This window comes from Kosakonia quasisacchari (assembly GCF_004331415.1).
Classification (GTDB): domain Bacteria; phylum Pseudomonadota; class Gammaproteobacteria; order Enterobacterales; family Enterobacteriaceae; genus Kosakonia; species Kosakonia quasisacchari.
The window spans coordinates 1-12,888 of record NZ_SJOP01000006.1; the positions used below are offsets into that span (position 1 = coordinate 1).

General features: G+C 45.8%; 9 protein-coding genes. 6 read left to right on the forward strand and 3 right to left on the reverse strand.

The window, feature by feature from the left end:
* The 5 genes from E0L21_RS07840 to E0L21_RS07860 all read left to right on the forward strand — a co-directional run.
* A partial coding sequence (locus E0L21_RS07840) for an acyl-CoA dehydrogenase (protein WP_131408277.1) occupies positions 1 to 243 on the forward strand: 243 nt, incomplete at its 5' end.
* Between the two features lie 34 nt (positions 244 to 277).
* The gene (locus E0L21_RS07845) at positions 278 to 613 is read left to right on the forward strand and encodes a hypothetical protein (protein WP_131408278.1); all 336 of its coding nucleotides are present in this window, start codon (positions 278 to 280) and stop codon (positions 611 to 613) included.
* A gap of 841 nt (positions 614 to 1,454) precedes the next feature.
* Positions 1,455 to 3,503, forward strand: a complete 2,049-nt coding sequence (locus tag E0L21_RS07850; RefSeq protein WP_131408280.1) for an ATP-dependent nuclease — start codon at positions 1,455 to 1,457, stop codon at positions 3,501 to 3,503.
* A 10-nt stretch (positions 3,504 to 3,513) separates the two neighbouring features.
* The gene (locus E0L21_RS07855) at positions 3,514 to 5,436 is read left to right on the forward strand and encodes a UvrD-helicase domain-containing protein (protein ID WP_131408281.1); all 1,923 of its coding nucleotides are present in this window, start codon (positions 3,514 to 3,516) and stop codon (positions 5,434 to 5,436) included.
* A 232-nt stretch (positions 5,437 to 5,668) separates the two neighbouring features.
* Entirely contained in the window at positions 5,669 to 6,385 is a 717-nt protein-coding gene (locus tag E0L21_RS07860; RefSeq protein WP_131408283.1) for a hypothetical protein, read from the forward strand.
* A 613-nt stretch (positions 6,386 to 6,998) separates the two neighbouring features.
* On the opposite strand, the gene E0L21_RS07865 is transcribed toward E0L21_RS07860, so the two are convergent.
* From E0L21_RS07865 to E0L21_RS07875, 3 genes are all read right to left on the reverse strand, one after another.
* Positions 6,999 to 7,640 carry a hypothetical protein gene (locus tag E0L21_RS07865; RefSeq protein WP_131408285.1) on the reverse strand — a complete coding sequence of 214 codons (642 nt, stop codon included), beginning with the start codon at positions 7,638 to 7,640 and terminating at the stop codon, positions 6,999 to 7,001.
* Complete coding sequence (locus E0L21_RS07870) at positions 7,633 to 8,496, reverse strand: HAD family hydrolase (protein WP_131408287.1); 864 nt, start codon at positions 8,494 to 8,496, stop codon at positions 7,633 to 7,635. The genes E0L21_RS07865 and E0L21_RS07870 overlap by 8 nt, the downstream gene beginning before the upstream one ends.
* Before the next feature lie 246 nt (positions 8,497 to 8,742).
* Positions 8,743 to 10,068, reverse strand: coding sequence for a tyrosine-type recombinase/integrase (locus E0L21_RS07875; RefSeq protein ID WP_131408289.1), 1,326 nt, complete (start codon positions 10,066 to 10,068; stop codon positions 8,743 to 8,745).
* 216 nt (positions 10,069 to 10,284) lie between these two features.
* On the opposite strand from E0L21_RS07875, the gene mutS reads away from it, so the two are divergent.
* Positions 10,285 to 12,846: a DNA mismatch repair protein MutS gene (mutS, locus tag E0L21_RS07880; protein WP_131408291.1), complete on the forward strand. Its 2,562-nt coding sequence runs from the start codon at positions 10,285 to 10,287 to the stop codon at positions 12,844 to 12,846.
* The last annotated feature ends 42 nt before the right edge of the window (positions 12,847 to 12,888 follow it).

Below are 12,888 nucleotides of genomic sequence, written 5' to 3' on the forward strand. Positions count from 1 at the left end.
TTCAGCATCAATGCATCAGCCAAAGATGGATCAGGGACCTGCAACATGGAAGGTACGGCACAACAAATAGCTGCTGGCGAGAATCAGAAACGCCGTTGGGTCTGGAACGATAATTCCAGCCAGTGTGTTGCCGTGCTCAGTGAAATGAAAAATGGGAAAACCAGCGTAATGACTCGTGGTTGCGAAGGATACTGCGGGGCTTCGGCAGCAGGCGCAATGGATGGTCAATACAGCAAAAAATAATAAAACGGCACTTTGATTTGAAGGGAAACAACAAATGAAAATAAATATAATTCTGGTACTGATTGGAGCGGGTTTAATAGTAGGCTGTGGCGATAAGACACCAAAATGCAATAGTGATGACGCTAAGAACCTGGTCGTTGATATAGCAAGGAAAACGATAGAGAAAGGAATGACGCTGGATAAGGATGTGCAGATTACGGTAGAAAACGTCAGGACGGTAAGCCATGAGTCAAACCTTGACGTTTATCAGTGTGCGGCTGACCTTACATTTGCCAAACCAAACATGAAAGATTCATTGCCTATTACGTACCGGGTACAGAAAACAGAGGATGGCAAAGGGCAGTTTTATATAAATGTATATGGCTTATGATATTTAAACGGTAAAGATAAGTTGGATGCTTACACTTGTACATGTAAATGCTTGTAAGTAGTACTGCAGAACAATGGAGGTTCAGTATGGATCAGAACCTCCCAAGCCGCGATAGTCGCTCTAGGCCAAGGTAATGCAGAACTGGTGTTACGTCTGGTGCACTATTTGCTGGCATGGTTCAAAAAATGTCCTGTTTGTTTCAACTGTATGTATGCATTTCCTGTTCAAAACAGCGAATAAAAAGTCACGATTTGCCCTTCTATTTGTAAACCACCCACAATATCGATATTACTGATGTTTTGCTAAGCGTTTCCCCACACGATGGAGAATGGATACATGAGAGTTTCTGTTGATGAAGCATTGTCAGGATAGACTCAGAATCAGGTTTCAAAGAGACGTTAAATAATACATCGCTAAGTTGCCAGTATGACTTGCAGGGAAGAATCGATAAATCTTCAGCCGCGATCATAAAAAAGGGCTAATGAATATGTCATTTTAATGGATGATGCGCTCTGGCTTGAAATCAATCAAAAAGGTTAGCGTTAATGGCGCAATGTTATACACCATAAAAAGCCGAGCGGATGAACAAAAGGCGTTACTGGTTATAGCTATTACCTGTATGTGACTTCCTTTTTAGGCTGCACATATCATAAGTCACGCCGGCGGCGGAACTGAGCGAGAAGACAACCTCCGCTATGTAACGATGGTAGGTTTTTTGCTGCGAATCCCGCGCGTCAAAGTTCATTGCCCGGCACTTTAACGAATGGAACTCAGAACGTAATGCCATCCTTTCGTTATATTCACGATGCATGTAATGAGAACATCCTACTAAGGAGAGAACGTGTATTTGAAGCACATCAGCGCACGCAACTATCGTGCCTTTGGGGATAGTGTGTCTGCACCCGAACTAGACTGGGAGCTTAATCCGGGTCTCAACATCCTTGTTGGAGAAAATGATGCAGGAAAGACCTGTATAATTGATGCAATCCGTCAGGTATTGCTGACGACCAGTTATGAAAACATTAGGCTCTTCGAGCAGGATTTTCATATTCATGGTGTAACTCGTTCTAATACCCTTTGTATCGAAGCTACCTTATGTGGGCTAAGTGCCGACCAGGAAGCCTCAGTACTTGAATGGTTGACACTTGGGGAAGATGGCACCTGTTCGCTCATTCTACATCTTGAGGCGCGCTTTCATCCGCCCCAACCCACTAAGCGTCCACGTGTTGAAACAATTGTTCGAACCGGATTAAATGGCAGTGGTCCAGAAGTAGGTTACGCGGTAAGAGAACTGGTGCGGGCAACCTACTTAAAACCCTTACGCGACGCTGAGGCAGAGTTAAGTTCAGGTCGCCAATCACGTTTGTCACAGATTCTAAGTGCACATAACCAGATTGCTGGCCAAGAAGTAAACGACTTCGATCAAACAATGCCAGCTAACATCCCTACGAGGCTAGTCGGTTTGATGGCATTCACTCAGTATCACCTTGGCCAGCATCAAGTCATCAAAAGTGTGGAAAGGGATATCAATGACAACTATTTGAGTCAATTTGCGTTTTCCGGAGATATAATTCAGTCTCGCATCCGTATCGCACCAAATCTAGCGCTCGCACCTATTCTGGAGAAGTTCGAGCTGTCGCTGCTTCCCGGAGCACAGATAGATCCGGATAGTCGTTGTGCTCGTGGTCTTGGATACAACAATGCATTGTTTATGGCCACTGAACTGGTGCTGCTACGAGATGGCGAAGAACTTGGCCTGCTTCTCGTTGAGGAACCGGAGGCTCACCTCCATCCGCAATTGCAAGAACGCGTGATGGATTTATTGAAAGAGCACTCTAATGATGATCAGTCGCATAAGCGGGTTCAGGTCATTATGACGACACACAGCCCATCGTTGGTATCAACCGCGCGCATTGAAGATATGACATTGGTGCACAAGGCACAGACTTTTCCCTTGGCTGTCGGTAAAACGAAACTCAAACGAACCGATTATTCTTTTCTTCGCCGTTTTATCGATGCAACTAAGGCGAACCTCTTTTTTGCACGAGGTGTAATGATGGTAGAAGGGCCTGCTGAAGCAATCTTACTACCGGCTATTGCAGAGATGTGTGGTCGCTCATTCTCGAAGCATGGTGTCTCAATTGTTAACGTAGGAAATACAGGGCTTTACCATTACGCCCGAATTCTACAGCGGGAAGGAAGCGGCGCTGATATCCCAATTCCGGTCGTATGCCTGACAGACCGGGACATTGTACCTGACGTTGCGAAGAGCTACGTCTCAAAACCCTCCAAGGGTAAACGCTTCGATTCTGATTATGACGTCGAGGAAATAAAGCAAGTAGTTCAAAGCAAGAAGGACCGTGCGGAAGGCGGAAATACGATTGTCTGCGTATCTGATCGTTGGACACTCGAATATGATCTTGCACACTATGGTTGCGCAAAGCTGATGTACCTCGCCATTTCCCTTGCCGTAAAAGCAAAGTCTCGCGATGAAAGGTTAGAAGAAAGCGAAGAAATTGAGACAATTACAGCAGCAGAAAAAAACTGGTTAGCATTAGAGGTTGCGGGTCATTCCGATGAAGCTCTCGCTGCAATTATTTATCAGCCTCTTCAAGAGAAAAAAGCTTCGAAAGCCATAGCAGCTCAGTATGCAGCTTTTCTGGTTTGTACAGGTGCGTACGGCAAAGATGACGAACTGTTCAATAAACTACCTCCGTATCTGCAAACTGCTCTATCACACCTGACGATAGATCCAAAATCCAAATTCTCAGCGAGGTCTGGGGTTGTTTCCGGAGCTACCATATCGACTGATTCAACTGCGGCGCCGGCAGCAACAACCATACAGGCAAGTTCTACCGTTCCAGCTAACGCGACTACAAACGGTATTTAGGGGACCCAAAATGAGTGCTGTCCATCTCTCACCAGACGACTTAGCCGAATTGACGACACTAGTCAGTGACCTGAACTTCGACGATGCTGAACGTCGTTCTGCCCTACTTGAAAACGGATCGCGTGATTTTAATGCAGTACCCGGTAGTGGGAAGACATCGCTGCTTGCTGCAAAACTTTTGTTGCTGGCTAGGAAATGGCCTCATGCACGAAGAGGCATATGTGTTTTAAGTCACACTAATGTTGCTCGCGATGAGATTGCAAATCGCCTGGCAGGAACTGTTGAAGGAGCTCAGCTTCTGAGCTACCCCCATTTTATCGGTACTATTCATAGATTCGTCAATTATTTCTTTGCAATGCCCTTACTGCGTAGTCTAGGAGTGGAAATTGAAGTCATTGATGATCAAGTGTTTGCAGACAAAGTCCGCTCTCTTTTGCAGACGAGGCAATTTTCAAGCCTTCGCTTTTATCTGGAGAAACAGATGAATGGCGAAGATATTGCCACTACGCTTTTTTATAGGACGGCAGAGCTAGAAGTGCATGCTGAAAGCGGCAGCCTGCCCGCATCTCACACAAAATCATATGAATCTTTGATGACTCTTAAAAACATGCTGACGAACCAGGGCATTTTTCGATATCGTGACATGTTTTCATTTGCTGACCTAGCGCTCCATACCTGCCCGAGGCTTATTGATGTTGTCCATCGTCGTTTCCCAATGGTGTTTATCGATGAGATGCAAGATACCTCTTGGGATCAAGAGTCCTTGTTAAATCGTATTTTCGATGGTCAATCGGTAATGCAACGTTTTGGAGATATCGATCAGAAGATTCTCTCTGATGAAGAACAAGCTGAACTACTCACATTTCCACGAGCGGGGTATGGATGTATCAGTACTAGCAAGCGATTCGGGAAAGCAATTTCCCACGCTGTAGGGAGTGTCCGCGTCAGTGGTGGAGTCGTTGTTGGTGAAGGCGAGAATGCCCACTCCCCAGTTCTGTTGTTATACAAACCGGATAGTATTACCAAAGTGGTTGAACACTTTGGTCGAATTGTTATTGACCAATTGAGTGAAGATAACCTTGGTGTGCGCGAGATTAAGGCGATGAGCGCCCGCAAAACCGGTGAGAGCGACGTTGACGCAGGCCGTCACCTTATTGATTACTGTCCAACCTATGGCGGAGATAAACTTAGTACAGGAATACGCTCCGAAAGTTTCTGGAGTCTTGTCGGGGATAGTAAAGGGACCTTGAAGGAAACATCTTTAAGTTCTCGAGTTTCTGACATTCGCAGAGCGCTATTGCTTGTTCTGCGTGCTGCTGGGGCATCGTTTGCGCACGAGATTCGTGATGAACGCGCGCTTCCACGAGCTGCAAAGGCTGTTACGCCCAATGGAGCATTTGATAAGTTAACAAGGCTACTTACATTGTCCGGTGAGGAACTTTGTTCGGAGGGGCAGCTTGATACAATGATAGAACTGCTCTACACGCAACTTAAGCCATATATTCCTGAAACACTAAGCCTAGAAAAATTTAAGCGGCTGAGCATTTTCGAAGATGAAGGTGAAAAGAAAATACTTAACACTTCTGTCGCGACCAAATATGTAATTAACTTTCAGGGAAAAAGCCTTGATATTGGAATCGGTACGGTTGCAAGTATGAAGGGCGAAACTCATGCAGCATCTTTAATCCTTGAATCATATGGCGGGGTCAGCCGTAAATTCGATGTTGCACTGGGGCTACAGTATATTGCAGGGACTGCGCCCAAAAACATTTCAAAGCTACCTAAAACTCAGCAGGTTCAAATGCGTAACCTTTACGTAGCAATGTCTCGACCGACAAAATTGTTATGTCTTGCTGCGAACGAAAGTCGAATTTCTCAGGATCTACGTGAGGCGCTTCTATCTAAAGGATGGCATATAGAGGACGTTATCTAAAAGATCCTACCTGAATGAGCAATGATTTGTCCTCATGTGGCTTATGAAGACATTATTAACATCGATGTGTATTAATCAACGGGGAGCAGGTCAGTTCGCCTGAATATCAGGATTAGTCGACGATTGAATTTCACGACAGCGTTTTTTGTCGCAGTAATAGTGAGCGGGCTAGGTTGTGGTAATTGCATCCGCTTACCAGTTACTTTACTAACACTCATAGATGGAATACATCATGCAAATGCATATAGCACGACGCCTTTCCGAGGCCATTGGTAGTTGGCTACACATGGAATTTTGCTGTTATAGAGCTGGATTGTTTTCAGAAAGTTCGTTGAAGGCTGCCGTGGGCCAAGTGCTTAGCTCATTCCCAATCCGAGTTAAGGGGGAACGCGTTCATGCAGACTTCCCTCACGAACTATTAAATCCCAATGCTCAATCCGGCCGTAATAGAGAGCTCGACTTTGCTCTAGTTCTTGATGGGAAAGGGCTACCAAAACGAAATGCCCAAATCGCCGTAGAAGCCAAATGGGCAGATTCAACGCATTGTACTCCATCAAAAATCTTTCAAGATTTTTTGCGACTCTCGGAAATTAAACGAGGAGATCCCGATACTGTTTGTATTTTCGTGTTAGCAGGATCGCATCGGCAGGTACTCAAGCTCTTGAGAGGGATGCCCTTTGCGACGTCGGGAAACAGAAATACCGGGTTAGGCTCATCCGGCAACGAGAAAAGACTGAAACCTAATCATACAAACGTAGAGCATCGAAATTGCTTCTCTAAACCAATTAAGGATTTATCCTTTGCTGGCTTTACTCTTCCGGAATCGTTTGTTTGCCAATCACACGGCATACACCCGCGTCAAACAGTTGGAGGTACCGTGGATTTTCAAGCAATAGCATGGGAAATAAAGTATGTTTCTAAAACCAATCTCAATATCACAGTTTGGTAGAAAAAGGTATATCATCCATTCCAGTCTATCCGTTAAAGCGAGCGGCTGAATTTATCCGAAGTCTCCAGAAAGGCGAAGCTCTCTGATTTAGCACGCACTGATTTTGGGAGAACGTCAAAAAACCGGGACTCCCAAAAAGTGGGGGAAACCAAAACGGGTGTGCTTACAATCTAACTTAGGTAGTTTAAGCCAATCAATTTAAATATATAGATGATAATCTGAATTTGTATAACATATAAAAAGTGTACCTCACATAATCCTTAAACACCCTCACATAATTTAAACCAACAAAAAAAACAAAAATCACCAACACCAACCCAATAAAATTATTACATTCAAAAAAAACATTAGCAAGCAAGTACAGAATGCACGCCTTTGACATTTAAACAACACGAAAAACCAATAAAACAGCCCTACAAAAAAACATTTACCATCATTTAAAATTGCATGAAAATCATAAATAATTAATTAATTAAGATTTTAATTTCCTGACAAACAAAAAAGTTCTGGCAAACTTATAAGGACCAAAGCTGCGTAACAACGCGCAAATATCCACCTTGCCAATAATAAAAATCGTAAATTTTATAAAACACTCCTCAAACAGCCCCAAAATTCAAAGATAATTAATATCGCAACTAATACTGTTATCGCTTATTGTTTTAATACATTGAACAGAGATAGGTTTTTTATCTGAAAGAGTTTTTGATTTTGCATCTGGAGAATCAACAAAATATAAGACAATCGTTGAAAACAACAATAAATAGAAAACACCCAGATAGAAAAGTTTTGCTTTATCCTTACTATGCAACTCTATTCTTTTGTACACTTTCTTACGAAAACTAAACTTTATCTCTTTTGGACTTTCGTTCCCTATAGTTTTTGTAAGATCAATAAAATCCTTCAATTCATCACCTATCTTTGATTCAATTGCTATCCCTTTTTTAACTGAACCAACTAAAAGTGGATGATACCAATATACGTCAACAAAGAAAAATAACATCCATATAATTGCAGCGCCAAATGATAGTATTGTAGCCACGGATGTTGAATGACCCATAACAACAAATGCAAATCCCGACTTGAAGCTTACTCCTATCGCACCAATGAAAGCTGATAAAATTAAAATCGCAAAATTTCGTATTTTCATGGCCAAATCGTTGAAGTGCTGTTGTGTATTGACAACTTGCTTCCAAATATCAACCTTTATCTTTAAGAGTTCTATTTCGTTTTTCCGACTTTCATCAATATTAGACATTCCGGGTAAACTCCGTGAATACGAATAAGTTAAGCAATTCCGAAAATTCCTCGATCACAAATTCAGCATGAACATCTTTTTTCTCTTCTTTTATTTTTCTTTCGTTCTCTACCTCAGCATCAGTCCAATGTGTAACTTCCCTAAGTAAGTTATAATCAGTTCCAGAAAGGAAATGTTTATTTCCATATTTTGCGAAAACAGCATCAACTCCAGCATCTAAAGCCATTGCAATATCTTTCATTTCGCTATCACCTATGTAAACGCAATCCTCTGGCATAGCATTTACAGATGAAATGATCTCTCTTAGTATCTTCGGATTAGGCTTAACCTCACCATAAGGAGTATGCCGATTGACTGTTTTATTTAAATTATATGATGTTTGGGGCTGAACGCCTGCAGGAATGCTATGATCTTCAGGTGAAAAAAGAATATCAATGACACCATCTAAATTCAACTTTGACACCCTATAATTAGAATAATACTCCTTCGACTCTGTATATCCTATAATTAGAACTCCTAACCTCTTGAGTTCCAATAAAGTATCCAACACCGTAGGATAAAGAAAAAGATGCTTTTTTCTTTCACTTCTATAAGCATGAATTGCAGAATCAAGGGCTTTATTTATTTGCTCTCTCCCACCATACTTTTTTATTAAAGAAGGGATCTCCTCAAGAACAAATGCATACTCAGCAGTACCATGCTTTTGATGAATTTGTTTTATTTGAGGTTTTAACTCACTAACTGGAACATTACTAACCCTAGAAACCTCGTTTAACATCGCACTAAAACTTGCATGCCAAATAGTAAACCAATCAAATAATGTATTATCCAAATCCGTTATTAATACACTTTTCATAAAACCTCTCTAAACCATATAACTTAATAATCTTAAAACACAAGTTGAAAACTAATGATCACCAAATTTATTCAAAGATGACCTTAAATACAAGACAATACTTACCAAAAACAATACAAATAGGTTATCTATAGACATTTTATCTCATAACTGTTCCTCTACAAGCAATAAATAATACATAATTGACACTTAAAATAACAACCAGCAACTCAATGATCAATATAGGAATTTGTCTGTTGTTATAAATCAACCAGTTGAAATCGATACAGCATTTTGATGAGTACAGTTTATAAATTGAATTTTGTCTAAATAATCTGCCCAAACCTGCAACCACTTCTTGCACTCCTCATCATACTCATAAAGGTTATAAATCCCTTCGACGCCCCCTTTGGTATGCCCAAGCACCGCCTCACCAACCTCTCGAGGACACTTAAGCCGAGATAACCCAGTCCTGACGGTTCTCCGAAGATCATGCGGTGTCCAGCTCGGTATATCTAACATCTGGCCGGATTCACGTAAGCGCCACGCATTCTCTGTCAGATACTTTTGCTGGATTGGTCGTCTTGTTCGTGTAGACGGGAAAAGGTAGGTATCCGAGTTGAGGCGGAGCACTTTAAGAAAGTTTACGGCTTGAGTGGATAACTGGACATAACGCTCAACACCTGTTTTAGTCTCGCGCAAGTGTATCGTACCCTTCTCCAGATCAACATCCTTCCACGCCATGTTACAGACCTCTCCAGTACGGCAACCCGTCCACAAGGTCAGACGAAGCACGTTTTTGATTGTCGGTGAAAAGGCAGAACCCGGAAGCCACTGGAGAAACTTTTTAATCTCAGCTTCACTCAGCACACGCGTACCACGATTATTGGTAAGCTTGATTCGAGTCTGACGGAGGCTGGACTTTGCCAACAGCGCGGGATTAGCAAAGCTGGCATCAAAACGCCCCAGACCAATAGCGAACTCGTAGGCCAATGAGAGCTCCCTTAGAACGTTACCGGCTTGCACTTTTGCGCCTCTGGCAACAATGCCATTAATAAGCGTAATCACGTCATTGCGTGTTATCTCAGCGGCATTACGATCGCTCAGCTTATCTACCGCATCGGCATACAGTGTTCTGCGCACTTCATCCTGGCCTTTCTTCTTCCGGGCTCCCGGAATGATTTTGCCATCCTTAGTTTTGCGGTCCTCAATGCGCTCAGTCAGGTAGAGCTCAACTAATCCCTGCACAGTTAATTCAGGTACTTTGGCCTGTTCAGCCTCGATTGCACGAAGTTGTTTTTCCTGCTTGAGTTCTGATGCAGGACACCGACCTTCCTGACGGAGAAGCTTTAATTCGTTGAGTTTAAGGCGTGCAGCGGCGAGAGAAGTCTGCGGGAAGTTGCCAATTTTGACCTGAGCAAGTTTTCCAGTCACAGGGCTCGTGTAACGGTAGAAAAAAGACTTAACCCCAGTTGCACCGCAGGAGACGCGTAAACCGCGATTTTCGCCAATATCAGCTTTATCTTTGTCACCTGGCTTCATCATTTCTATCGCTTTAAACGACAGTGGCTTTGCCTCTTGTTTTCCTGCCATAAAGACTCCGTTATCATGCTCCCTACGCATTTATGAAAAAAATGTAGGTTGTGCTGTAAGTAGCCATATTTTACCAGGCTATAGGTTGGCAAGCTACACTTTAACCTACATTTAAGTGTAGGATTTCATGAGATACAATGAGACAAAGTGAAACTCAATGAGAACAAAAAATATCACTAACTCATTAAAATTTAAGAAAATGGACATCATAAACTGATGAGTACACAAGAGAATTTCGACGCCCATACCCCAATGATGCAGCAGTATCTGAAGCTGAAAGCACAGCACCCGGATATTCTGCTGTTCTACCGTATGGGCGACTTCTACGAGCTGTTTTACGACGACGCTAAGCGCGCCTCGCAGCTGATGGACATTTCGCTGACCAAACGCGGCGCGTCTGCCGGTGAGCCGATTCCGATGGCAGGGGTGCCGTATCATGCGGTGGAAAACTATCTGGCGAAGCTGGTGAGCCTGGGTGAATCGGTGGCGATTTGCGAGCAGATCGGCGATCCGGCCACCAGCAAAGGGCCGGTAGAGCGCAAAGTGGTGCGCATTGTCACCCCCGGCACCATCAGCGATGAAGCGCTGTTGCAGGAGCGCCAGGACAACCTTCTCGCCGCCATCTGGCAGGACAGCAAAGGCTTTGGCTACGCAACGCTGGATATCAGTTCCGGGCGTTTTCGCGTTAGTGAACCAGCGGATCGCGACACGATGGCCGCCGAGCTGCAACGCACCAATCCGGCAGAATTGCTCTATGCGGAAGATTTTGCGGAAACCGCGCTGATTGAAGGCCGCCGTGGTTTGCGCCGACGCCCGCTGTGGGAGTTCGAAATCGACACCGCGCGCCAGCAGTTGAATATGCAGTTCGGCACACGCGACCTGGTCGGTTTTGGCGTCGAGAACGCGCCGCGCGGCCTGTGCGCCGCCGGTTGCCTGCTGCAATATGTGAAAGACACGCAGCGCACCGCCCTGCCGCATATTCGTTCCATCACCATGGAGCGCCAGCAGGACACCATCATTATGGATGCCGCGACGCGCCGAAATCTGGAGATCACCCAGAACCTGGCAGGCGGTGTCGAAAACACGCTGGCGTCGGTGCTCGACTGTACCGTTACACCAATGGGCAGCCGCATGCTCAAACGCTGGCTACATATGCCGGTGCGCGATACGAAAGTGCTGACCGAGCGCCAGCAAACCATCAGCGCGTTGCAGGAACACACCGGCGAGCTACAACCGGTGCTGCGCCAGGTGGGCGATCTGGAGCGTATTCTGGCGCGACTCGCGCTGCGTACTGCCCGTCCGCGCGATCTGGCGCGTATGCGTTACGCTTTCCAGCAATTACCGGAACTGCGCAGCCAACTGGCGGATATCGACAGCGCACCGGTACAGGCGCTGCGTGAAAAAATGGGCGAGTTTGTCGAGTTACGCGAACTGCTGGAGCGCGCCATCATTGAAGCGCCACCGGTACTGGTGCGCGACGGCGGCGTCATTGCGCCGGGTTATAACGCCGAGCTGGATGAGTGGCGCGGGCTGGCTGATGGCGCGACCGATTATCTCGACCGACTGGAGATCCGCGAACGTGAGCGGCTTGGGCTGGATACGCTGAAAGTGGGCTATAACGCTGTCCACGGCTACTTCATCCAGATCAGCCGTGGGCAAAGCCACCTGGCACCGATTCATTATGTCCGCCGCCAAACGCTGAAAAACGCTGAGCGCTACATCATTCCGGAACTGAAAGAGTACGAAGACAAAGTTCTGACTTCAAAAGGCAAAGCGCTGGCGCTGGAAAAACAGCTTTATGACGAACTGTTCGACCTGCTGATGCCGCATCTGGCGGATTTGCAGCAGAGCGCCTCGGCGCTGGCTGAACTGGATGTTCTGGTCAACCTGGCGGAACGTGCTTATACCCTAAATTACTGCTGCCCGACCTTTAGCGAAAAACCGGGCATTCGCATTAGCGAAGGGCGTCACCCGGTGGTTGAGCAAGTGCTGAAAGAGCCGTTTATCGCCAACCCGCTGAACCTGTCGCCGCAGCGGCGGATGTTGATCATCACCGGCCCGAATATGGGCGGTAAAAGTACCTATATGCGCCAGACCGCGCTGATTGCTCTGCTGGCCTATATCGGCAGCTATGTTCCGGCGCAAAAAGTGGAGATCGGGCCAATCGATCGCATCTTTACCCGCGTCGGCGCAGCGGATGATCTGGCCAGCGGGCGCTCCACATTTATGGTGGAGATGACCGAAACCGCGAACATCCTGCATAACGCCACGGAAAACAGCCTGGTACTGATGGACGAAATTGGCCGCGGGACATCGACGTATGATGGTCTGTCGCTGGCGTGGGCATGTGCGGAGAATCTGGCGAATAAGATCAAAGCGTTGACGCTGTTTGCCACCCACTATTTCGAGCTGACTCAGTTGCCGGAAAAAATGGAAGGCGTGGCGAATGTGCATCTCGATGCGCTGGAGCACGGCGATACGATTGCCTTTATGCACAGCGTGCAGGATGGTGCGGCCAGCAAAAGTTACGGCCTGGCGGTCGCCGCGCTGGCGGGTGTACCCAAAGAGGTGATCAAGCGGGCGCGCGGTAAATTGCGCGAGCTGGAAAGCCTGTCGCCGAGCGCGGCAGCCACACAGATCGACGGCACGCAAATGTCACTGCTGGCCGCACCAGAAGAGACAAACCCGGCGGTTGAAGCGCTGGAAAACCTCGATCCGGACAGCTTAACGCCGCGCCAGGCGCTGGAGTGGATCTACCGTCTGAAAAACCTGCTGTAACACCTCTTCCCTCTCCCTGAACGGGAGAGGGAATTTCACTTA

Excerpts from the sequence above, each read along its gene's own strand:
- E0L21_RS07845 (WP_131408278.1), top strand. The coding sequence starts at position 278 with ATGAAAATAAATATAATTCTGGTACTGATTGGAGCGGGTTTAATAGTA.
- E0L21_RS07855 (WP_131408281.1), top strand. The coding sequence starts at position 3,514 with ATGAGTGCTGTCCATCTCTCACCAGACGACTTAGCCGAATTGACGACA.
- E0L21_RS07860 (WP_131408283.1), top strand. The coding sequence starts at position 5,669 with ATGCAAATGCATATAGCACGACGCCTTTCCGAGGCCATTGGTAGTTGG.
- E0L21_RS07865 (WP_131408285.1), bottom strand. The coding sequence starts at position 7,640 with ATGTCTAATATTGATGAAAGTCGGAAAAACGAAATAGAACTCTTAAAG.
- E0L21_RS07870 (WP_131408287.1), bottom strand. The coding sequence starts at position 8,496 with ATGAAAAGTGTATTAATAACGGATTTGGATAATACATTATTTGATTGG.
- E0L21_RS07875 (WP_131408289.1), bottom strand. The coding sequence starts at position 10,068 with ATGGCAGGAAAACAAGAGGCAAAGCCACTGTCGTTTAAAGCGATAGAA.
- mutS (WP_131408291.1), top strand. The coding sequence starts at position 10,285 with ATGAGTACACAAGAGAATTTCGACGCCCATACCCCAATGATGCAGCAG.